The organism is Pseudomonas sp. GW821-FHT09C08, from assembly GCF_059418125.1.
In genome coordinates this window covers 823,308-846,873 of record NZ_JBWKPG010000001.1, presented here as the reverse complement: position 1 = coordinate 846,873, position 23,566 = coordinate 823,308, and the positions used below count along the sequence as shown (strand labels likewise).

The 23,566-nt window shown below is 60.3% G+C and carries 13 protein-coding genes; 9 read left to right on the top strand and 4 right to left on the bottom strand.

The genetic code is table 11. From position 1 onward, the window contains the following. Positions 1–4: 4 nt before the first annotated feature. The gene (locus AC07OJ_RS03380; protein WP_495093937.1) at positions 5–1,078 is read right to left on the bottom strand and encodes an amidohydrolase family protein; all 1,074 of its coding nucleotides are present in this window, start codon (positions 1,076–1,078) and stop codon (positions 5–7) included. A gap of 274 nt (positions 1,079–1,352) precedes the next feature. Here AC07OJ_RS03380 and AC07OJ_RS03375 point away from each other — a divergent pair, with 274 nt between their 5' ends. The 6 genes from AC07OJ_RS03375 to AC07OJ_RS03350 all read left to right on the top strand — a co-directional run bounded on the left by AC07OJ_RS03375 (position 1,353) and on the right by AC07OJ_RS03350 (position 9,509). After that, positions 1,353–1,967, top strand: a complete 615-nt coding sequence (locus AC07OJ_RS03375; RefSeq protein WP_087692974.1) for a TetR/AcrR family transcriptional regulator — start codon at positions 1,353–1,355, stop codon at positions 1,965–1,967. Positions 1,968–2,050: 83 nt separating this feature from the next. Next, positions 2,051–3,139, top strand: a complete 1,089-nt coding sequence (locus AC07OJ_RS03370) for a VOC family protein (protein WP_495093936.1) — start codon at positions 2,051–2,053, stop codon at positions 3,137–3,139. A gap of 86 nt (positions 3,140–3,225) precedes the next feature. After that, a complete protein-coding gene (locus AC07OJ_RS03365) occupies positions 3,226–4,179 on the top strand; it encodes a fumarylacetoacetate hydrolase family protein (protein ID WP_495093935.1) in 954 nt (317 codons plus the stop codon). Further along, a complete protein-coding gene (locus AC07OJ_RS03360) occupies positions 4,179–6,080 on the top strand; it encodes an acyl-CoA synthetase (protein WP_495093934.1) in 1,902 nt (633 codons plus the stop codon). The genes AC07OJ_RS03365 and AC07OJ_RS03360 overlap by 1 nt, the downstream gene beginning before the upstream one ends. A 190-nt stretch (positions 6,081–6,270) precedes the next feature. After that, positions 6,271–8,133, top strand: coding sequence for a DUF1302 domain-containing protein (locus AC07OJ_RS03355; protein ID WP_087692970.1), 1,863 nt, complete (start codon positions 6,271–6,273; stop codon positions 8,131–8,133). Between the two features lie 14 nt (positions 8,134–8,147). Then, on the top strand, positions 8,148–9,509 hold the full coding sequence (locus AC07OJ_RS03350) for a DUF1329 domain-containing protein (RefSeq protein ID WP_495093933.1): 1,362 nt from the start codon (positions 8,148–8,150) through the stop codon (positions 9,507–9,509). A gap of 98 nt (positions 9,510–9,607) precedes the next feature. Here the strand turns inward: AC07OJ_RS03350 and AC07OJ_RS03345 are convergent, their stop codons facing one another. Next, positions 9,608–10,189 (bottom strand): TetR/AcrR family transcriptional regulator, encoded by a 582-nt coding sequence (locus AC07OJ_RS03345; RefSeq protein ID WP_158213533.1) that lies wholly within the window; start codon positions 10,187–10,189, stop codon positions 9,608–9,610. A 102-nt stretch (positions 10,190–10,291) separates the two neighbouring features. On the opposite strand from AC07OJ_RS03345, the gene AC07OJ_RS03340 reads away from it, so the two are divergent. The 3 genes from AC07OJ_RS03340 to AC07OJ_RS03330 all read left to right on the top strand — a co-directional run bounded on the left by AC07OJ_RS03340 (position 10,292) and on the right by AC07OJ_RS03330 (position 12,729). Next, positions 10,292–11,044 (top strand): SDR family NAD(P)-dependent oxidoreductase, encoded by a 753-nt coding sequence (locus AC07OJ_RS03340; RefSeq protein WP_177123446.1) that lies wholly within the window; start codon positions 10,292–10,294, stop codon positions 11,042–11,044. Positions 11,045–11,074: 30 nt separating this feature from the next. Next, a complete protein-coding gene (locus tag AC07OJ_RS03335) occupies positions 11,075–11,959 on the top strand; it encodes an SDR family oxidoreductase (protein WP_087692966.1) in 885 nt (294 codons plus the stop codon). A gap of 290 nt (positions 11,960–12,249) precedes the next feature. Further along, positions 12,250–12,729, top strand: a complete 480-nt coding sequence (locus AC07OJ_RS03330) for a hypothetical protein (RefSeq protein ID WP_214498803.1) — start codon at positions 12,250–12,252, stop codon at positions 12,727–12,729. A 95-nt stretch (positions 12,730–12,824) separates the two neighbouring features. Here AC07OJ_RS03330 and AC07OJ_RS03325 read toward each other — a convergent pair whose 3' ends face one another. Together AC07OJ_RS03325 and AC07OJ_RS03320 are read right to left on the bottom strand one after the other, a co-directional pair. Next, entirely contained in the window at positions 12,825–17,969 is a 5,145-nt protein-coding gene (locus AC07OJ_RS03325; RefSeq protein WP_495093932.1) for a YadA-like family protein, read from the bottom strand. Positions 17,970–18,180: 211 nt separating this feature from the next. After that, positions 18,181–23,319: a YadA-like family protein gene (locus AC07OJ_RS03320; protein WP_495093931.1), complete on the bottom strand. Its 5,139-nt coding sequence runs from the start codon at positions 23,317–23,319 to the stop codon at positions 18,181–18,183. Between the last annotated feature and the right edge of the window lie 247 nt (positions 23,320–23,566).

Sequence of the window (23,566 nt, the reverse complement as noted above, 5' to 3'; positions counted from 1 at the left end):
CGTGTCAACGATTACGCATACGTTCAGCTAGTGCGCCAAGCGGCTTCGTCAGGCTGCGCTTCACGCGGCCGGAAAAAGACTCGCCTTCATAGATTGGCGCTGGCTGCACGACCTCGCCCGGCTGCTGGTATTGAGGAAACAAACGTAGCGCGTAGCCACGATTGATCCCGTAGTGCTCATCGCTGGACCACAGAGTATTTTGCTCTAGGGTTTGACATTGCAGGCTCGTAGCGGGAGCCGGGGCGAACGGAAAATCACTGCCGAAAAGGATGTGATCCGAGTCAACTAACTCCTTGAGCGCTGCCATCGAATAGCGCGAGGGAGAGAGAGCTGTGTCGAAATAAAAACGCCGGATGTAAGTGAGAATTCCTTGAGGCGCCAGCTGCTGGAATTGCGGCATCGCATTGGCCAGGGAAACACGCCACGCCACATAGGGAAGAAAACCACCGCCGTGGGCAAGGATCCAGCGAATGCGTGGGTATTTCTCCATCGTCCCGGTCAGGATCAGATTGACGGCAGCGCGAGTGGTGTCGCAGAGAAACTCGATCAAAAAGCCAGGAGTCTTGAAGCCCAACTGTTCGCTGCTTTTGTGCAGGTTTGGGTGAACGAACACCACTGTGCCACGACGATCCAATTCGTTCATCAGTTCGTCAAAACGCGGGTCGCCCAGAAATACCCCATCGGTGCTGCCAAACAGCACGATTCCCTCGGCCTTCAGCACGTCCAAGGCATAAATGGCTTCGCTACAAGCAGTTTCGGTAAACGGCATGGGTAGTACCGCGAAGTTGCCAAAACGGCCCGGAAAATCATCACGCATCTTCGCCGCGTATTCGTTGCAATCTCGCGCCAGGTGCCGTGCCTGCGCCACGCCGTTGCCCAAATGCACGCCGGGCGTGGAGATGGAGGTAATGGCACGTTGAATGCCATTCATGTCCATCACATCAATCGACTGCTCTGGCGTCCATTTTGGTAAGAGTGCACCCGCATGGCGCTCCATGCCCCGCTCGTAAATTGCGTCGCGGAATACAGGTGGAACGATGTGGTGATGGACGTCAATAAGGCCTTGCTTGAGGGTCATTGTTGTTATTCCTGGCGAGAACAGTCGCGACCTGGCCGTGGAAGCCCACGACAAAAACACACCTGCGATCAATATTGAACATCTGTGTTCACATCAGTCAACTGCGTTCGACACCAATGCCTCTTCAACAAAATTAAATAACACCGAAAATCCCTCTAGAAATGGTGTTACAGAACAGCTCTCAAAAAAATAATCTTGAATCTGAAAATACTTGATTGACGAAAATTGAACAGTGGCGTTCAATCAGGTCAGATTCGAACGGTGGAGAACATTTGTGGAGTCAATGAATCCGGTGCAGCGACGCATCCATCAGGCCGCTTTGCGCTTGTTTGCCGAGAAAGGCGTCAGCCAGGTCAACATCAGCGACCTTGCCCAAGAAGCGGGTGTGGCCCGCGGCACCATTTACAACAACGTCGAGACGATGGACAAACTGTTTGAACAGGTAGCCAGTCAGCTCAGCGCGGACATGCATCAGCGCGTAAAAAAGAGCATCGACAGCTTTGGAGACCCCGCACAGCGCTTGGCCAATGGTATTCGTCTGTTTATCCGCCGCACCCACGAAGAACCGCACTGGGGCGCGTTTATGAGTCGCTTTGCGCTGAGCAACCTAGCCCTGCGGGAGATGTTCTCTAGCCAGGCCGTACCGGACCTCATCCATGGGTTGAGTCTCGGCCGCTACCAGTTCCGCCAGGAACAAATGGTCACGGTGATTTCGTTTATCGCCAGCAGCGTACTGGGCTCGATGTTTTTGGTATTGGAAGGCTTGAAGACCTGGCGTGAAGCCGGCACCGATACCGCCGAGCTGATACTGCGGGCGTTGGGAGTGAGCATTGAAGACGCTCGTGTGCTAGCCACCGTGGAGTTGCCGCCGCTGCCGCCTTCCGACTGATTCACGACTGAATACTGATAGCCCAACCCCGGTTTTCGGGGTGACGGGCAGCTTTTGCCTGAAAAAAGTGTTGGAGAATAATAATGAGCAAATGCCAAATCTTGACCCTGGCTACGCCGCAGCCGGCTCGCCACCCGTACCCTACGGTGAAAGCCCAGCGGCTTGCCTATCTGATTTTTCAGCGTCCGGACCTGGCCAAGGCGGAACAGTTTCTACGCGACTTCGGGCTCACCGTTTGCCATCGTGCTACCGATGCGCTGTATCTGCGCGGCACTGACAGTTCAGCCTATTGCTACCGCATCGAGAAGGCAGACGAGGCACGCTTCGTCGGTTTCGCACTCACCGTCGCTACACGCGAAGATCTTCTCAAGCTTGCGCGTTTGCCGGGCGCGTCAGCAGTTGAAAACCAATTCCAACCGGGTGGTGGCGAGCGGGTTCGCCTGCGCGACCCGTCGGGGTTCGTGGTGGAGGCTATCTACGGACAAGCGGCGGTCAAACCGTTGCAGCATCGCGCGCCTTTGCCCCTCAATCTGGCAGAGCAGATCCCGCGCATCAATGCCACCCAACGTACGCCAGCCAGTGCCCCTGAGATCCTCAAGCTTGGGCATGTGGTTCTGGAAGTGGCGGACTACCAGGCAACCTGCGCTTGGTACACCGAGCATTTCGGATTGATCCCTAGCGATGTACAAGTACTGCCTGACGGTTCACCCGCCGTGACGTTCATGCGCTTGGACCTGGGTGACGTCCCGGCAGACCACCACACCCTGGCCCTAGCGCAAGGCTTCATGCCCACCTACAGCCACAGTGCTTTTGAGGTAGTAGATGCAGATGCAGTAGGCATGGGGCAGCGCGTCTTGCGCGAGCGTGGATGGGTTCATGCTTGGGGAATAGGTCGGCATATTCTCGGCAGTCAGATCTTCGACTACTGGCAGGATCCTTGGGGCGACAAACATGAACACTACTGCGATGGCGATTTATTCACCCAAGGTCAGCCCACCGAACTGCATAGCGTCAGTGCTCAGGCCATGGCGCAGTGGGGAGAGCGCATGCCAAGGAGCTTCACCAAACCGAAGCTCAGCGTGCGCGCCATCCGAGCCTTGATCCACAACCTCAGACACAGCCCGGACCTGACCTTTCGCAAGTTGGTGACCTTGGCGCGGCTGTTCGGCTGAGTCCGTCGGCAACGCTCGCAAATGCAGTACAACAACAACCTGATGCCACGCAGCATCAGCCGATCTACTCCTCGGGAGCTCCTGTCATGGCAGTGCATGTAGTCCACTTCGAATATCAGAATCGTACCCAATGGGGCGTGATAAACACCGGCAGGATCACGGTGATTCCCGGTGACTATGCCAGTACCGGCGAATTCATCAATAACACCAGCGTCACTGAGCTGGCCCGGATGAATGACGGTGATCTCCCCCTGACTGCGGTCAAGTTGCTTTCGCCCGTCACCCGTGACCAACAGTTCGTCTGCCAGGGCGCCAACTACCGTCAGCACATGATCGAGTCGGGCATGGACCCTGACGCCAAGCACTTCAACATGATCTTCACCAAAGCCACCAGTTGCATAGTGGCCGCCGACAGTGAGCTCATCAAACCCGGTAACGTGCGCTTCCTCGATTATGAAATCGAGTTGGGCCTGGTGCTCAAACGCAACATCACTGGCCAGGTGACTGTCACCGACAAGACCCTGCACGAATTCATCGCTGGAATCGTCGTGGTCAATGATTATTCAGCCCGCGATATCCAGATTCCGCAAATGCAGTTCTACAAGGGTAAAAGCTATCGCACCTTCGGCCCTGTCGGCCCTTACCTGTGCCTGCTCGAAGCGTCCGACATCCGCTACTTGAAGAACCTGCAACTGAGGCTGACGGTCAATGGGCAAGTCCGACAAAACGATAGCACCGCCAACCTGGTGTACGGCCCGGCAGAAACCTTGACCGAGCTGTCCGGTGTACAGGATTTCAACTCCGGCGACCTGATCGCCACTGGCACGCCAGCCGGTTGCGCGCTCACCGTGCCTTCCCCCGCGAAGCAACGAATCGGCGCCTTGCTGCCGGATGCGGTGAAGTGGAAGATCTTTCTGAAAACACAGGAGAGCCGCACGCAGTACCTCAAAGCCGGCGATGTTGTCGAAGCCAGTATTCGCAGCGCCGATGGCAAGATCGATCTTGGCACCCAGCGTAATCTTGTGGTGGAGCAAGCCTGATGGCGATCACAAACCTGGCCGATATTCAGACGCTGGAAAGCACCCCGCTCAGTCGTCAGGGGCTGTCGGTGAGCACCTATGATGCCTTGGCAAATTGTGCGAAAGAGCGCCCGAATGCGCCCGCCCTGCGCTTTTTTCTCGACGGGCAGAATTTTCGCAAGACCCACGATTGGACCTACTCCGAACTACTGATCGACATCACCCGCGCTGCTAACGCGTTCCACGAGCTCGGCCTGGGCGCGGACGACGTCATCGCGTTTATTTTGCCGAATTTGCCGGAAACCCATTTCACCATCTGGGGCGGCGAGGCGACAGGCATCGTAATGGCGGTCAATCCGTTGTTGGAGGCGTCTCAGATGGCCGACCTGCTGCGGGCCGCCAACGCCAAAGTCGTGGTCACGCTGGCCCCGACGCCTGGTAGCGATCTGTGGCCACGACTCGCTGCGCAACTGGACCAGTTACCTAGCATCAAGCACGTGATCTGGGTGAACATGGCGCCCTATGTCAGCACGTTTAAAGGGTTGGCATTGCGCTGGATGGCCAAACGGGAAAAAGCACGCTACCGGCATCTGGCAATTGCCGACCTGCGGGACCTGATGAAGAAGCAGCGTCATCAGTACCTGAACAGCGCCAGGCATATTCGCGCCGAAGATCCGTCTTCCTACTTCTGCACAGGCGGCACCACGGGGTTGCCGAAGATTGCCGTGCGCAGCCATGGCTCCGAGGTTTTCAATGCGTGGGCCATGGCTCGCAACATGGAGCCTAGGGAACCCGGCCTGGTGATTTTCTGCGGCTTGCCGCTATTCCATGTGAACGGCCAATTGGTCACCGGCCTGATGCCGTGGACCAAGGGCGACCAAGTGGTGATCGGCACGCCTCAGGGGTACCGCGGGGCCGGGGTCATACAGAATTTCTGGGCGATGGTCGAGCATTTCAAGATCAATTTTTTCTCTGGTGTGCCCACCGTATATTCCGCGCTGCTGCAACAATCGATAAAGGAGCACGACCTTAGCAGTCTCCAAAGCGCTCTTTGTGGTGCTGCACCCATGCCGATAGAGCTGTTCAAGGACTTCGAAGCGCAAATCGGCGTTCCTATTCTCGAAGGGTACGGCCTCACTGAAGGTGCCTGCGTTTCGTCATGCAACCCTGCGGGTGGCGAACGCAAAATCGGTTCCATTGGCCTGCGTCTTCCTTATCAGGAAATGCGTGCGGTGATTCTGGATGAACACGGCAGTTACCTGCGCGATGCGATGATCGACGAGGTAGGGGTGATAGGTATTCACGGCCCTAACGTATTTATTGGCTACCTGCAATCCGAACACAATCAAGGCCTATGGATCGATATTGACGGCCATCGCTGGCTGAATACCGGCGACTTGGGACGCCAGGATGCCGATGGTTATTTTTGGCTCACCGGGCGCAAGAAGGAACTGATTATTCGCGGCGGCCATAACATCGACCCCAAACAGATCGAAGAAGCGTTGCAGGCGCATCCGGCCGTCGCGCTGGTTGCCGCCATCGGTTGTCCCGACGCCCACGCCGGTGAGGTGCCCGTGGCGTATGTCCAGCTCAAGCCCGGGCACAAGTGCGCAGCGTCAACATTACTGGCATTTGCCAGCCAGGCCATTTCCGAACGCTCGGCCGTGCCCAAGCGCATCGAGATCCTCGACGCCCTGCCGGTGACACCGGTCGGCAAGATCTTCAAGCCGGCCCTGCAGCAACTGGAAATCGCCAACGTCGTACGCCAGGAGGCAGCCAACGCGGGCGCGCAGGATATCAGCGTAAACGTGTTGCAAGACCCGCGTCGCGGGCTGGTCGCCCACATTGGCGCCGGCGCCCATCGTGAGCAACTCGTTCCCCTGCTCGGGCGCTACAGCTTCCAAATTGAATGGCTCGGCTAAACAGCGCTTAGCGCTGCCCGCTGAGTTGAGGAGGCAACCACTGCCACCCGCAACCTGACCATTGAGCTTCACCAACTGAGCACCGAGAACCAGCTATGGCGTTTGCCATGGTCTGCGAGACCTGCTGCGCCTCGAAAACCATGCAGGGACGCGTAACGCACAACAAAAACAACAAGAGGTAGTGAACGCAATGACTCGTAAACAACCCCCATGGCAACAGGCTCGCCTGCCCCTCGCTTTTGGCATGGCCGCATTGGCCAGTGCGCCCGCATCGGCAATCAACTTCGATATCGGCGAGATCCAGGGACAGTTCGACTCCAGCCTCTCGGTAGGCTCCAGTTGGTCCCTAGAGAACCCGAAGCAGGAGCTGCTAAGTAGCCATAGTGCCGACGACGGCCGACTCAACTTCAAGAAAGGCGACGCCTTCAGCAGGGTATTCAAAGGCGTCCACGACCTTGAACTAAAATACGGGGACAGTGGCGTATTTGTACGCGGCAAGTACTGGTATGACTTCGTACTCAAGGATGAACATCAGCGCTTCAAGGACATCGATGACCACGGCCGACAGGAAGGTGCGAAAGCTTCCGGCGCCGAGATTCTCGACGCCTTCATTTACCACAACTACCTGATCCGAGACTTGCCCGGCACCGTGCGTCTTGGCAAGCAGGTGGTGAGCTGGGGCGAAAGCACTTTTATCCAGGGCGGCATCAACACCATCAATCCGGTGGACGTGACCTCTTTTCGCCGCCCCGGCTCGGAGATCAAGGAGGGCTTGATTCCGGTCAACATGTTCTACCTGTCGCAGAATCTCACCGACAACATATCGGCGGAGGGTTTCTACCAGTTGGAATGGCAAAAAACCGCGATCGATAACTGTGGCACTTTCTTCTCGCAGACCGACGTGATCGCCGACGGCTGCAATGGGCTGCCGGTGGGGCCGATACTCGACCAGAATCCGGCGGCACGAGCGGCCCTTTCGCCGTTTGGCGTGCAGCTGTCGAACGAAGGCATCGTGATTCCCCGCGGCCGCGACCGTGATGCTCGCGACGGCGGCCAGTGGGGCGCTGCACTGCGCTGGTTCGCACCGGAACTGAACAGTGAGTTCGCCGGGTACTTCATCAACTATCACAGCCGCCAACCCTACGTCAGCGCCATCAGCAGTGCGCATGCTGCCGACCTGGGTTTTGCCCCACAACTGTGTGGCAACGTCGGGGTACCGGCAGGTGCCTGTGGCGGTTTCCTCGCCAGCCCCACCGGCCAGAGCCTGGCACAGGCCTACCGCCTGGGCACCTCGCAGTATTATGTCGATTACCCGGAAGACATCCGCCTGTACGGGCTGAGCTTCAGCACCAGCCTCCCCACTGGCACCACTCTGGCAGGCGAAATCAGCTACCGGCCCAACATGCCGCTGCAGATCAGTCCCGTGGACTTGATCAGCGCCGGTATCGGCGTACCGGCCCTGACGCCGGTGCTGTCATCCGGGGCGGCGCCATTGGCCAATGGCCAGGACGTCTCCGGTTATCGACGCAAGGAAGTAACGCAGGCACAGGTCACCGCCACGCACTTCTTCGACCAGGTCATGAATGCCGAACGCCTGACCCTGATCGGTGAAGTGGGGCTCACCCATATCGGCGGCCTGGAGGGCAAAGGGGGGCTGCGCTATGGCCGCAGTACCGCCTACGGTCAAGGAGAGTTGTACCCCAACAACAGCCTATGCACCAACACCACCAATGTACAGACGCCTTCCAACTGCAACAACGATGGTTTCGCCACCAGCACCTCTTGGGGTTATCGCGTGCGCGCTATCTGGGACTACAACGGGGTGATTCCGGGCGTTGAATTGCACCCGAATATTGCCTGGTCCCATGACGTGAAAGGCTACGGCCCCGAGCCTGGCTTCAACGAAGGCTCCAAGGCATTGAGCCTGGGCATCGATGCCAATTACCTGAATACCTACACCGCAAGCCTGTCCTATACCGACTTTTTCGGCGGCGCCTACAACGTAAACATCGACCGCGACTTCATCGCCCTGAGCTTTGGCGTGTCCTTTTGAGTGGAGCCAACACAATGAAAACTCTGACCTTATTTGCCACTACACTCACCCTACTTGCTACAGCCACGCTGACCCACGCTGCAGTACCAGCAAGTGAAGCGACGAAGCTGGGCAACAGCCTGACGCCCGTCGGTGCAGAAAAAGCCGGCAACGCCGACGGGAGCATTCCCCCATGGACCGGCGGGCTGCCCGAGAACGCGGGCAGCGCAGGGCCCAATGGTGCGCTCAGTGACCCCTTCGCGGCCGAAAAACCGCTGTTCACCATCACTCCGCAAAATGTCGCCCAGTACCAAGACAAACTGACGCCGGGTCAGTTGGCCCTGTTCAAGCGCTACCCCGACAGCTTCCACATGCGGGTGTTCCCCAGCCATCGAAGCGCGGCCCTGCCCGAGAACGTAAACCAGGCCATCGCTAGGAACGCAGTAAAGTCGACACTTATATCTGGCGGCAACGGCCTGTCGGACTTTGAAATCGCCACGCCCTTTCCTATTCCCCAAAATGGGCTAGAGGTGGTGTGGAATCATATCACCCGCTATCGCGGCGGCAGCGTGCGGCGTACCCACGTCCAGGCCACACCACTGGCAGACGGCACCTTCAACCCGGTGTACTTCAAGCAGCAGTTTACTTATCGCGACCAGTTGAAAGACTTCGATCCGCAGAATCCGGGCAATGTGTTGTTCTACTACAAGCAATTGGTCACTGCGCCCGCCCGTTTGGCCGGCGATGTGGTTCTGGTCCATGAAACCCTAGACCAGGTGAAAGAACCGCGCATGGCCTGGATCTACAGCGCCGGGCAACGTCGCGTACGACGTGCACCACAGATCGCCTACGACGGCCCGTACCCAGCCTCGGACGGCCAACGGGTGGCAGATAACTTGGACATGTTCAACGGCGCACCGGATCGCTACGACTGGAAGCTGCTCGGCAAAAAGGAAATCTACATCCCCTACAACAGTTTTCAGTTGGAGTCGCCCGCACTGAAGTACACCGACGTGATCAAGCCGGGGCACATTAACTCCGATATCACCCGCTATGAGCTGCACCGAGTATGGGTGGTTGAGGCCGACCTCAAGGCTGACCAGCGTCATGTCTATGCAAAACGCGTCTTGTACTTTGATGAGGACAGCTGGCAAATCGCCCTTGCCGACCACTACGATGCACGCAATACCTTGTGGCGCACTGCCGAGGGCTTCATGACGCCGCTGTACGACAAGAAGATTCCGTGGATGGGTGTCGAAGCCCTGTATGACCTCATCAACGGCCGCTACCTAGTCTCCGGGATGCGTAACGAAGAGAAGGACAGCATGGACATCGGCTTCAAGGCCGTCGCGGCAGAATACACACCAACCGCCTTGCGCAACGACGGCATTCGTTAACGCATCGTCAGTATGGTCGAGACAGAGTAAGAGGGTTGGCCGCCAGCACAGCTGGCGGCTTCATACCTGCCACTCTGCTTCAAGGCGCACCAGGTTACTTACACAGGCCAGCTCATCAATGCGCGAGCCACAACAGTCTCCAGTTGCTGTCGCACAGTTCCCGCAGCGGCTTGCAGGCACAGACCGTCGAACACAGTCTGAATGTAAAGTGCTAGTGCGTCGGCATCTTGTGTGCTGGCCAGGTCACCCTGCTGCTGCGCCAGCTCGAAACGCTCGCGCAGCATTGCTCTTATACGGTTACGTCGACGACTGAGTTCTGTAGCCACATCACATTCAGCCAAGCCGTTCGCAAGCCCCGACTGAACCAGTAGGCAACCCAAAGGCTCGTCTGCAGTGGTGAGCCACTCAACGGCACCTATCAGCATTCGCCTGGCGGCCTCGCGGCCTGTAGGTGCAGCCAGGATCCAGTCACGGTGGGCGAGCCTGCGTTGGTCGTAGCGTTCAAGCACGGCATCAAACAACCCGCGCTTGCTGCCAAAGGCGAAGTAAAGGCTAGGGGCGCTGATACCCATCGCCTTGGTTAATTCCGCCACAGAGGTGCCGTCGTAGCCTTTGCTCCAGAAAATATCTGTGGCCTTGTCCAGAACGGCGTCCTCGTTAAACTTTCTTGGACGTGCCATCGCCTACCTCCTAATAATCTAGCGATCATTCTATTATGAGCTTGACCTGCCTCGCTAGCACTCGTAATGTAGTGATCACTAAATTACTAGTGAGGTGAAAACATGGCGCAGACACTTGTTGGAAAAATAGCGTTGGTTACCGGAGGTAGCTCCGGCCTGGGCCTGGCCACGGCAAAGCGCTTCGCACGCGAAGGTGCTCGGGTATTCATTACCGGTAGAAACCAGGCTGCTCTTGATGATGCCGTTGCCTTGATCGGCGAACAGGCTGTGGCGATTCAGGGGGATGTCTCCAACGATACTGATTTGGAGCGCGTATCGCAGGTTGTCGGCAAGCAGGCGGGGCGACTGGACATTCTGTTTGCCAATGCTGGAATTCTTGAGCGCGCACCTCTTGGCGAGATCACCGGAGAGTCCTTCGACCGTCTGTTCGCAGTGAATGTAAAAGGGATGGTGTTTACCGTTCAGAAGCTGCTGCCACTACTAAGTGATGGGGCCAGCATTGTATTGGTCTCTTCACTGGTCGGCAGCAAAGGCATGCCCGGCAACAGCATCTATGCCGCCACCAAGGCAGCTATCCGCAGTTTCGCCCGCGGCTGGATGCTCGACCTTAAGCATCGCAACATTCGAGTGAACGTTATCAGCCCGGGAGCCATTGAAACCCCCGGCCTCAAGGGTGCGGCGCCGGACAAGGAAGCTGCAGATGCCATGCTTGGCCTCTTCGCCGAACTGATCCCGGTTGGGCGCGTCGGACAACCCGATGAGATTGCCAAAGTAGCCGTTTTCCTGGCATCCGACGGTGCCAGCTACATCAACGGCGCTGAAATCCCAGTTGATGGCGGCTGGGCACAGGTGTGATCCCTTTTACTCACTAACAGAAGGTCAATCATGGGCAAGATATTGGTGACAGGCGCCTCTGGCGAATTGGGCTCTCAAACCCTGAAAGCACTGCTGCAAATCACGGAAGCGAACCAATTGGTTGCGATGGTCCGAGATCCTAGCAAGGTTCAGGCACTGTCGGCGCAAGGTGTGGAAGTTCGGCGCGGTGACTATCTGGATCAATCGTCCCTGATTGCAGCATTTGAGGGCATCGAGAAGGTGCTGATGGTTTCGGCAGTTGCGTTCACGGACCGTTTGCCACAGCACCTTAACATCATCCAGGCGGCAAAATATGCCGGTGTCAGCCACCTAGTCTATACGTCGATCCAGCGCAAAACCGGGTCAGTCAACCTGATCTCGATGGTGACCGAATCGGACCTTGCCACTGAGCAGGCGTTGGTAGACAGCGGGCTGGCTTACACCGTTGTACGCAATAGTGTGTACCAGGACTCAGTGCCATACTTTTTGGGAGCACACTGGGCCTCCAACGGTGTTCAAGTTACCGCAGGTGATGGCCGTGCAACGCTAGTTTCACGAGCAGATCTAGCGTACGCCAACGCATTGATCCTTACCCAAACAGGCCACGAGGGCAAGACCTATACCCTTGGTGCCAGTGAAGCGATTTCATTCCGAGAAATAGCAGCGGCATTATCAGAGGTCGTTGGTAGGAAAGTCCCTTATCAGACCGTGTCGAAGGAAGTGCTCGCCGCAAGGCTAGTCGGTGATGGCATCCCCGCTCCTGTTGCTGACTTTTTGCACGAGTGGATCGCTGCGGTGAATACAGGTGAATTCGAGGAGATTACCGGTGATCTGGAGCACTTGATCGGCCGACGTCCCATCAGTTGCCTGGAGTTCATTGGTTCAAATTATAGCGCTGTAAATGAGTCACTATGATGCCTTAGCTTCGCTCAACAAGATCGATAAGGAGCAAATAGCGAGAATCTGATGTGAGGTCATGCTCGGTTTTCGATATCAGAATTAGCACATTAGGTAACTCGCACGGCGCACGTAAATGAATCATCCCTAGTTTCGTAGACACCTGACGGCCGCTTTTGGCCGATGTTTTCTGCCCAATGTGAAGGGCAGAAATCGGCCAGAAGCAGTCGGTCGCGATCAGAAAGGTTTGACGACAACGAGTCGCTCTCGCACTCTGTTTATAACCCATTCATTCATCAGGTTCCCGCATGTCATTAGCGACCGTAGTGCTGCTCGACTCCTGGCCACAGCCAAGTACGTCGCCTGAACCAGTGGTGTTCGCCACGGACACACAACTATGTTTACGGTATTACACCACCGGAGAAGAAATAGCTGTGGTTCATTTTCCGCTAGTAAAGAAAATCCAATTCGGTTCGCCAAACGACGAAGCTTTGGGCGGCCATCCGCTCATTGGACTTGGCCTAAAGCATTACCAAATTCATCGAATAGATAATTCGCCTTGGTTAGCAGAGCTTGAGCAAAGGAACGCCATTCATCCTCGACACGACAAACAGCGGTTCATGAAAGATGCTATCCACTATGTCTTTACGTTTCAGGACTCTACCTTGGAATGCATCGTAATCGAGGGGGCGTTCTGGCATCCCAAAGTGCAAGTCTTTACCTCGGAGCAGGAGGCAAAGGATGGCTGGCGCACACTGGTGAATGACGTGGGTGCATTAAGCCAATAGTCAGGAGCGGATGGCTGCGTTGGGTCGATAGCACCCGTCGTAACGGGTAGCTACTGACTGGAAGCTACCGCTGTGCCCTATCGGCAGCTAGTGCACTACCAATGATAACCAAGCCCCAACGTAAGTCCGAAATCTCCCTGCGCGGTGCCCGCACCTGTCGCGCGATAGGTCCACTTCCCACCCCTGGAGCGCGCCGTCAACCCGATGGCCAAAGCGGGCTCACCCTCGTACACAGCCGTTGCCATTGCCACCATCGACTTGCCCGGCGAGGACGCAACCGGTAACCCGGCGGTGGCCATCACCGCCGCAATACCGGCGTACACGTCCTGCCGCAGGCTGCCGACGCGGCGGTCGGTATAGTCGTTGGCCTCAGTTAGCGATCGATTGGCGGCTTGGTTCGAAAGCCGAGTTGCCTGGCGGAAATTGACAGCGTCCGAGCCTTGCACAGCCTCTGCCGCATGGCTGATCTGACGCTCGGCGCCATACGCACCGACTGCCACGCTACTAGCACGTGTGGCTTGGGAACCCGCCCCCAGCGCCACGCTATTTGTCGCGTTGGCGCCTGCTTGCGAACCCAGCGCAGTACTGTGTTTCACCTGAGCAGTGGCGCCAGCACCGGTGGCGACACTGCGCTCGCCTTCGGCTTGAGTCTGTGCCCCGAGCGCAACCGATTGGCTATCCGGACGCGTGGATACATTGTCGCCGGCTTCGCTCGCATCCACGGCAATGCCGGAAGACTGCTGGCCCAATTGCTTGGTCTGCTGATTCACTGCCTCCAGTTGGCGCCCGTTGACGGCATCAAGGCTGGTGGAACTGACCTCGCCGTCCTCAACGCCACCAACCATGCGCGAGCCTTGGCTGCCACTGATGTCGACGTGGGTCCCATCAGCAATGCCGGCCAACTGTATGTCACGACTGACCGGATCCTGGCGGGCATGCCCCACCTCACCGCTGTCCATTTGCTTGCGCAGTGTTTCAGCTTGCGCACTGACGGCATTCGATTGGTTGTCGGTAGCCACCATACGGTCATCGAGTAGACCGAATGCCTGCCCAATGGAGTCGACCTTGATCGACTGAGCCTCGGCACCGTTCTCGCCAGACTGCGTCACTGCGTAGGTGGAAGGACTCGTCGAACCGTCGGCGTTCACATTCGCAGCGCCGCCCATGGCAGTAGCCAGGAACTCGTCATGTACCTTAGCGGCGCCCTGGATGTGCCCGAGAACCGTTTCGCCTTGGGCGATACCTTGCAGCCTGGCGGCTGACTGGTCCGCGACCTGGCCGGCAAGAGTCGCACTGGCGTGTGCTGCGACGGCGCCATCATGGGCAGTTGCAGCGGCGGATTGTGCGGCCTCGGCACTGCCCTTGGCCGCTTCCGCGCGGCTCTGTGCAATGGCAGCGACGCCAGTCGCACCGACGGCCACGCTTTGCGCCTGGTCAGCCATGGTTTTCCCAGCCTGGGCAACACTCTGGGCTGCCACCGCCGTACGATCAACGTCATCCAACTGGCCCTTGTTCACCGCATCAGCCTGTGCGCTACCGGAAGCCAACCGGGCGATGCGAGCCGGCTCGCTGGCTGAACTGCGGCCTGCGTTGTAGACCCCGTCAATACCACTCCACTGCAAGGTGTCATCGCGCAGGCCCTGGATGTTATCCACCAACGCGTCCAGCTCAGTGGCCTGGGTACGCACGGCATCGTTGAGCGTGGAGAGATTGCCCGCCACCGCGTGCAGCGCCTCACCTGCATTGTCGTGGCTGGTTGCAGGCTGAGCACTGCCAGCGGCTGCGATCATGGGGATGTTATAGCCAGGTGCCGTGGGCTGGCCTTCAGCGTCCACGGTAGCGCCACCTCCAAGCAGCCGAGTGATGGTCTCGCGACTCAGGCCCGCAGCTGCTTTTACCGCCGAGTCCAGGCGCTCTACCACCGTTTGCCCGCCGTCCAGGCCGCCGAGCTGAACCGCAGCCACATCAGCGGTGGACCGAGCGGCGTCGGCAGTACCCTGGGCATTATCGGCCGTGCGCTGAGCGACCGAAGCGACGCCCAACGCCGTGTCGGCTGTCGTTTGTGCAGCAGCGGCACGATGACTTGCCTCCGTCGCGACGCCTTGCGCCTGGTCGGCGTCTGACTGCGCTACGACGGCGACACTCATCGCATCGATGCTGGCGCTGTTCGCTTGCTGTGCTGTGGTGTGGGCGGTGTCGGCCATACGCTGTGCCGTGTTTGCCGCATCCAGAGACGCGTTGGCGCGGCTCTGGGCAGCCAGGGCCTTCTGATTGACCTGCGAGGAGCTCAGCAACGCATGGTCGGCGGCGCTCTGCGCGGTCTGCGCAGCCGTTTGAGCAGTGGATGCCGCACCCAACGCAGCTTCAGCGTTGGCTTGAGTCTCCAGCGCGGCATGCTGTGTGCCGGACGCCGCGGCGGAAGCGGTGTCGGCACTGCTTTGGGCCGCCCGGGCAGAAGCCTGCGCGACGGTGGCGACGCCTAGCGCCCGGCTGGCGGTAGTGTCGGCAGCGCTGGCTGCTTCTTGTGCTGTCGACGCGACGCCCAATGCGGTATCGGCGCTGTTGCGTGCGGCCATGGCAGTGATATCCGCACTGGCAGCCGAGCCCTGCGCAGCGCCTGCAGTGTTTTGCGCGGCATCCGCAGACCGCTGCGCCTGCAAGGCTGAAGACAACGCGAGGTCGGCAGTGCCTTGTGCCCCGTCGGTGGTGGCCTTTGCGTTTTCCAGCGCGCCCAACGCGCTGTCTGCACCACGCTGTGCGACGTCGGCCAGGTCTTGAGCAGAAACGGCGGTGTCGTGAGCGTTTTTTGCGGTCCCTTGGGCATTCTGCGCATCGGTTTGCGCTGTGACGGCCGCTACACCTGCCGTGTCAGCTGTCTGCCGGGCGGTGGCTGCCGTTGTCTGGGCGGCGATCGCCGCGTTCAGTGCGGCGTTGGCTGAAACCTGCGCCGAGTCGACCGCACTGAGTGCGCCCGCAGCCGTGTCCTGAGCTCTGTCAGCCATGTCCTTGGCGACCTTACCGGCACCCTGGGCGGTCGACGCGAGCCCCGCAGCCCGATCGGCGATTTCACGAGCGGTAGCCGCTGCATCCTGTACCGCGTTCGCCGCGTTCAGGGTCTGGCCGGCAGTGGCTTGCGCGGTTTCAGCGGCCACGTCGGCCTCCCTGCCCACAAGCAAGGCCGCATCCGCAGCGCGCTGTGCACCATCGGCCCTCTCCTGTGCACTTGAAGCCGCAGTGGCAGCCTGGTCCGTCCGGTCTTGTGCATCCGCTACAGCAGCCTGCGCCGAAGTGACCGCATCCGAGACGGCATCAGCCGAGCGCAGGGCAGCTGTCGCGGCAGCTGCAGCCTTGTCCACGACATCTCCCACTTCTTTGACACGGGTTTGCGCCGCGCTGGCCAGAGCCTGCGCCGTCGTAGCGCTGGCGTGTGCCTGCGTGGCGGCGCCTTGGGCGGTCTGGGCCGAATGCTGAGCGCTTGCGGCAGCAACGTCGGCACGCTCAGCTACCGCTTGCGCGTTGGCGGCGGTCGTACCGGCCTTGCTGGCGGCGCTTGCCGCCGCGCTGGCGCTGCCCTGGGCTTGATTGGCGGCGGCAAGGGCACCCGCTGCCTCCTGGGAGGCATTGTTGGCCTGTGCCAACGATGAGTCGGCGGCATCCTTTGCCGCCAACGACACCTGATGAGCCTTATCCACAGCAGCAGTAGCGGTGCCGGCCGCCTGTTGTGCACGCAAGGCACTGCTTTCAACGCTGTCCAACTGACCTTTGTTGACAGCATCCGTTACCGCCACGCCGGCAGCCATATTGATAATCGACGCGGGCACGCCAGCGTCCCTGTCGGCGTCATACGCACCCGTCTGGGGGTTCCAGTAGAACCTCCTGGTCGCCCTCAACACCTGGGATTTTTCCGAGATGTCCATGACGGAATCGAACACTTCACCCATGCGGTCATCAGTGACGTTGTGCGCTTTGTCCAAGGCCGCCAGAGCCCCCAACAGCGTGGTGGGCGGCGGTGTTCCCGGGGCAAGGCTGGTCAGTACAAGAGGTGTCGGTACTATACGATTGCCCTGAGCGAGCGGGCCGGTTCCCAAGGCCTGTGCCATCGATTCACCGGCCGTGGTCTCACGTGTTCCAAGACGGCGGATCGCCTCATATCCCGAGGACAACTGGGCACCGTTAATGGCATCGGTACTTGTGGCGTTCACCGCCCCTGGAGCTACAAAAATCCATTGGCGCAATCGCGCCGCACTGCCGCCGCTGACCGTGCCGACCGCGCTGTTGCGCTCGAAGGAGTAGACGCGTCCATTGAGGGTCACGGGCGTAACTTCGCGCAGATCGTCAGTGGCCGAGAAGCTGCCGAGCGCGACACTCGCCCTCTGGGGGGCCTGGGCGCTGTAACCAAGTGCCAGGCTTTCCAAGTTCGATGCGCTCGCGTTCCTGCCGATCGCTACCGAGTTGTCCCCTCGTGATACTGCGAATCGCCCGCCGGCGAACGAACTCGCACCGCCCGCCTGCGCGCTCGCGCCGAGTGTAGTGGCATACTCACCTGAAGCAGTGGATGCCGAACCGAATGCAGTACTGAACGTATTGGAGGCCGTAGCGGTATTGCCGAACGACAGCGCATAGGGGTTCCGGGCCCTGGCGGTAAGACCTAAGGCCATGGTCCAGGCGGCTGTACTCTGGGCACCGCGGCCGAAGGCAAAGCCGTTATCAGTGGCAAGCGGGGCGCCAACCTCAATGCCGGAATGGCCAATCGCGATGCTGCCGTTGACACCTCCCAACATCAGCCGCCCACTGTTGATATACAGCTCCCCGCCCAAGGAAAGCGAGGTTGCACCAACACCCGGCGTTTCTGACGGCCGATAGAACATCACGCTCTCGGTTTGACCACCCTTGGCGTTCGAGTCGCACTGCCCCGACTGACCATCCTTGAAATTCAAGTTTTCGTTCAAATAGGCTCTGTCGGCCCCGGTGCCTGCAGTATAAGTATTTTGGGGGTCATTGAGACTGACGCATTCGCCGCTGTCATTCGCATTGATGTGTACACCGTTGCCTGCACGGGCATCAGACACGCCCAGCAGCGCCGAAACCCCGGTAAGGGTCAGCAGGCCGAGAGTCGGCCAACCGCGTGATGTGACCGCAAACTCGGGGCAGTAGAAGCCGCGAATGAGGGAGCGAAGTGAGTTGAGAGGAACAGCATGCGGACAAGCGACCTGCGAATCGAAACGCAATGTGACTTTCACGATGACTTACCTGAGACATTGACGGATGCGTCGAACCGAAACAAGGCACCACGGCAATCCGATGGCTGAGACGGGTTCCACGAGTGGTAGCCGCTACGACAGCGGGCAATGATTACTGAGGGTTATTGTGGACAGTGAGGCTGGTGGAGAACATCGGACTGCTCCTAAATCGGCAGGGAGGGTCAGACCCTCGACCTGCCGATATCAGGACCTACCATTCGTAACCCACGCCAACCGCCAGCCCGACACTTCCTTGGGCACTGCCCGAACCATTGGCCTTGTACGCCCAACGACCATCCTCGGTGCGCCCCGAGAGGCCGACGGCCAAGGCTGATTGCCCCTCGTAGACCGACGTTCCCATGGCCACCATGCTCCTGCCCGGTGTCGACGCCACAGGTAAGGCTGCCATGGCCATCGCTGACGCGATGCCGGCGTAGGCATCCTGACGCACCGCAGTGATCTGGCTGTCGGTATAGGCATTGGCCTGTCGTAAGGTACGGTCAGCGGCCTGGTTGGAGATCTGCGTGGCCTGGCCGAGATTGACGACATCGGTCGCCTCGCTGGCGGCTGCTACGTTGGTGATTTGCCGCTCCGCACCCGGCGCGCCCACTGAGACGGTATTCGCCCGCTGGGCCTGGGAGCCGGCGCCAAGCGCGACGCTCCCCGGCGCATCGGCCTTCGCACCAGCCCCCAGTACAGTGCTGCGAGGCGCTTGGGCCACAGCACCTGCCCCCACCGCAACGCTGCGCTCGCTTCCGGCCTGGGCGTTGGCCCCGACAGCCACAGCCTTGCTACCCGGCGTCACCGTTGCCTTTTCATTGCCTTGGGTGTCAACGGCGATGCCGGAGGCTCGTTGCGTCAACTGCTTGACCTGCCGGTCAACGGCGTCGAGTTGTCGGCCATTGACGACATCGGTGCTGTCGACGCTCAAGGCACCCTCCTTCACACCCGTCAGAACGCGAGGTCCCTGCGTACCCGTGAGATCGACACGAACGCCGTCAGTGTCCCGCGCCACCTGAATTTCCCGGTTGAGGGAGTCCTGGCGAACCAGGCCGACCTGACCGTTGTTCACCTGCTCGCGCAAGCTGCCCATGTTCGCTGTGGCCTTGTCGGCCTTGGCGTTGACTGCATTCAGCGACGCGTCGAGTGTTTCGATCGCCTGCCCGACGTTGCCGGCCTGGACCTGACCAACCGGGCCACCCTCAGAGTCGATCCGGGTCACAGCGTAGGCCGGTGGTTTCATGGAACCATCCGCGTTGACAGCAGCGCCACCGCCCAGCGCATCAGCCAATGCCTGTCGGCCTGCGTGGTTCGCTGACTGTATGCGATCAAGCACGGTTTCACCCTCCTCCAGCCCCTGCAATTGCGCTGCTGCGCGCTCCGCCACCTGGCCAACCTGACTAGCGAATGTGTGAGCAGCGTTTGCGGCCTCACGTGCGTCAGCAGCAGTGCCGCCAGCGGTATCGGCAGCATATTGCGCGGCATCAGCGGCGGTCTGGGCGAAGGCAGCAGCATCCATCGCGCCATCCGCCGTCCCCTGGGCCCGAACCGCTGCCGCCCGGGCTGCGTCAGCGGCGCTGCCGGCCTGCGATGCGGTGGTCGCGACGGTATCGAGCTGTCCCTTGTTGACGGCATCGGTTTGCGCAACACCGGCCGCCAGGTTACCGATACGTGCCGGCTCACCGCGATCAGCGCCACGACCCGCGGTATAAGCACCGCTAGACTCGTCCCACACAACGCTGTCGTCACGCAGCGCCCGGACATCCTCATCCAAGGCACCGAGTGCCGCGCCTTGGCGGTTCACAGCGGTGTTGACCGCGCCGGCATTGCGGTTCAAAGCAGTCAGCGCATCGCCCACGTTGTCCAGGGTTTGAGGAGCGGGCTGAACGCTGCCATCGGCGTTGATCTGACTGATTGCATAGGCCGGCGCCGTCGGCTGTCCATCGGCGCCCACGGTGGAGCCTCCTCCCAATGCCTTGGCGACGAATTCACTGGCCGCACCTGCGGCGCCTCGAATAGCCGCGTCAATGCGCTGGATGACAGTCTGACCGTCGTCCAGGCCCTTGAGCTGACCAGCAGCAATGTCGGCTGTGGCCTTGGCCCCATCGGCGGTGCGTTGAGCCGCGTCCGCTCCTTGCTGGGCATTGTTTGCTGCGCCCAACGCGTTGTCGGCGCTGGCCTGTGACGTTGATGCAGCCTGCAACGCATCGCTTGCCGAGCGCCCGGCGGCGTCCGCGGTGCCCTGGGCCTTGTCTGCCGCGTTGCGCGCAGACGAGGCCGAAGCCAGGGCGGTATCGGCGGACCTCTGCGCGGTTTCAGCGGTTTTCTGCGCGCCGGAAGCCGAGCTCAATGCCGTGTCAGCCGTGCCTTGGGCAGCATCTGCGGCGTGCTGTGCCCGGGCCGACGAGGCCAATGCGCTGTCAGCTGTACTCTGGGCGTTGCCCGCCGCGCTTTGCGCGCTGGCTGCAGCGATCAGCGCTGCATCGGCCGTGCCTTGGGCCCTCTCGACCGCCTGATGCGCCGTGGAGGCCGTGCTCAGTGCCTGGTCTGCGGTGGAATTGGCGGCGTCGGCCGTGCGCTGTGCCGTGGAGGCAGCACCAAGGGCGGTATCCGCCGTGCCTTGCGCGGCATTTGCGGCCTGTTGTGCACCAGCCGCCGAACTGACGGCGGCATCCGCGCGATCCTGAGCCGATTGAGCGGCAGTCTGCGCCCCTGTCGCCGTTGCCAATGCCGAATCCGCCACGCTTTGGGCCGCGTTGGCGGATTGCCCGGCACCCTCGGAGGCGCTGAGCGCCTGATTGGCTGTAAGCTGCGCGGCATCGGCGCTTTTCTGCACCACGGCGGCCTTGTCCAGCGCCGTATTAGCGGTGCCTTGGGCCACGTCGGCAGCCTTGTGAGAGCTGGCGGCTGCAGCCAAGGCGGCATCGGCGGAGCCCTGGGCGGCCGTAGCGGTTTCGCCGGCCCGAACAGCCGTGTCCAACGCCTTATCGGCAGAGCCCTGCGCAGCATTCGCGGCTTGTTGGGCGCTGGAGGCCGTGGTCAGCGCGGTATCGGCAGTGCCTTGGGCTGTCGCGGCGCTTTTTTGCGCTTCAGACGCCGTACTCAGTGCTGTGGTGGCTGCCCCTTGTGCGGCTTCGGCCGTCTTCTGGGCAGTGGCTGCCGAGCCCAGGGCCGTGTTGGCGACACCCTGTGCGGTTTCGGCCGTCTGTTGTGCAGTCGCAACGGCCCCTTGCGCCCGTTCGGCGATTCCCCGGGCGGATTCGGCAGTTTTTTGGGCGTCAGCTGCGGAGTCCAGCGCGGTACTGGCCGTCCCTTGCGCCACACCTGCGCTCTTTTCGGCGCTGTCGGCCTTGGCCAAAGCGGCATCGGCAGCAGCTCGCACATCGTCCGCAGTCTTACGGGCATCATCTGCCCCGGCCAACGCCGAGCTCGCCTTGCCTTCTGCGGTCTCTGCAGTTCGCTGCGCCGTCGTTGCAGAATTCGCCGCCACGTCCGCAGCCGCCTGTGCGGCCTCGGCCAGTTGCTGCGCACCGCTTGCCGAACCCAGTGCCGAGTTGGCAGTGCCTTGGGCAGCATCAGCTGTCGCCTGTGCGGTTGATGCGGCTCCCAGCGCGGCAGTAGCAGAGCCTTGCGCGGTGTCTGCGGTTTTCTGTGCTGCATCGGCCGAGCTGGCGGCATCCTTGGCGGTGCTCTGCGCATTATCTGCAGTTGCCCGTGCTCCCGCCGCCGTTTGCAGGGCCGCGTCGGCCCCCTGTTGCGCTGTATTTGCCGTTTTGCGGGCTTCGTCGGCGGTGGCCTGCGCCGCGCTGGCACCAGCCAGCGCGCTACCGGCAAGGCTGTTCGCATTGTTGGCGGTACTTTCCACGGCGTCCAACTGGCCCTTATTTACCGCGTCAGTTGCAGCCACACCTGCAGCCACATTGGCAATGCGGTTCTCAGGGCTGGCGCCTTCACTGGCCGTGTAGGCTTGCAGGTCCTTGTTCCAACGCAGGTATTTCTCGGCCATCGCCAAGCGGACTTGCTCTGCCGTTTCGTTGGCCAGTTGATCAATGTCACTCAAGGCTTCCTGCGTACCTTTATGGGCCTGATCCAGGGCCTTGATCGCCCCCACCACCGATGTGGGCTGTGCCACGCCAGTGCCCAGGCTGGTCAGGGAAAAGGCCGGCAGCACCACTTTGCCGTCCTTGACCGCAGTACCCTCACCGAGGGCATCCGCCACGGACTGAGTGGCGACCAACTCTCGATCCCCGAGCTTCTGGATCGCATCGTATGCAACGAATAACTGGGCGCCATTGACGCCATCGGTGCTGGTGTTGCTTACCGCCCCGGGGGCCATGTTGATCAGTTGGCGAGTCTGGCTGGCATTACCCAGGCTGACCACGCCCATGGCCGACGTACTATCGACACTGTAGGCAGTGCCATTGATCGTCACCGGCGCAACCGCCTTCAGGTTTTGCGTCGTTGAGCCACTGCCCAGTGCAACGCCGTAATTATGTTGCGCGCTGGCCTTGTTGCCCAAGGCAACCCCTTCATTACTGCTGGCCGTAACGCTGGCCTCGGAGCCCACCGCAACGCTGTGGGTGCCGTCCGCTTTGGCGTCGCGACTCGCGGCAAAAGCCCCGCCGCCACTGGCCGATGCACCGGCGCCCACAGCCGTGGCCCGCTCTCCCGCCGCCGTCGTATTTGCGCCGATAGCCGTGGCGTACTGATTCGAGGCCTGGGCGTTATAGCCGAATGCGTGGGCATAGTCAGCCAGGGACTTGGCCTGGAACCCCGCCGCCATGCCCCAGCGGCCGAGGCCTTGGGCCCCATGACCAATGGCAGCCCCGTCGGCGCTGGCTTGAGTACTCTCGTTACCAATCGCCATATTGCCGCCGGGCTGCCCGAGGATCACCCGACCGCTGTTGACGAACAGTTCGCCGCCCAGGGTCAGAGAGGTCGCCCCTACGCCAGAAACGCCCCCTGGACGGTAAAACAGTACCGAATCGGTCTGCGAACCCTTAGTCGCGGAATTACACTTGCCCGAGGCCTGATCCTTGAAGATCAGGTTTTGCGCCAGATACGTCGTGGCATTGCCATCGTTGTTCTGCGGATCATTCAAACTTACGCACTGGCCGTCCGCATTCGCGTTGATGTGCACACCATTCCCGGCATGGGCTGGTGCACTCAGCAATGCCGTTATGCCGGTCAGGGTCATGACCCCCCATATCGCCCAATCCAGTTGAGGGCGTGGTGACTGACAAGCACCAGGTGCATGGCAATAACGCATGCGAACCCAGTAGCGAATCGGATTTAACGGAGCTGATAGCAGGAACGCAAACGGCAAGACTGAACGCGACGTGACTTTCACAATAACTCACCCTGTAGCACACACATCGTCAGGTATGAGGCCTCACGAAGTGGCATTGAAGCGCAGAAGCAACAGCTGTTGGCGACAGCGTGCGTGCACTCGTTCTGTAATGCCCGCACATGCTGCGAGCCGCCATGAATCGGGGTGAATTCTGTAGAACGCTCGCAAGTACCGATATCGGACTGCTCCTAAATTTCGGATCAGCGCAGACCGGAGCCCGGACAGGGTTCAGCCACAATTTAGTCCC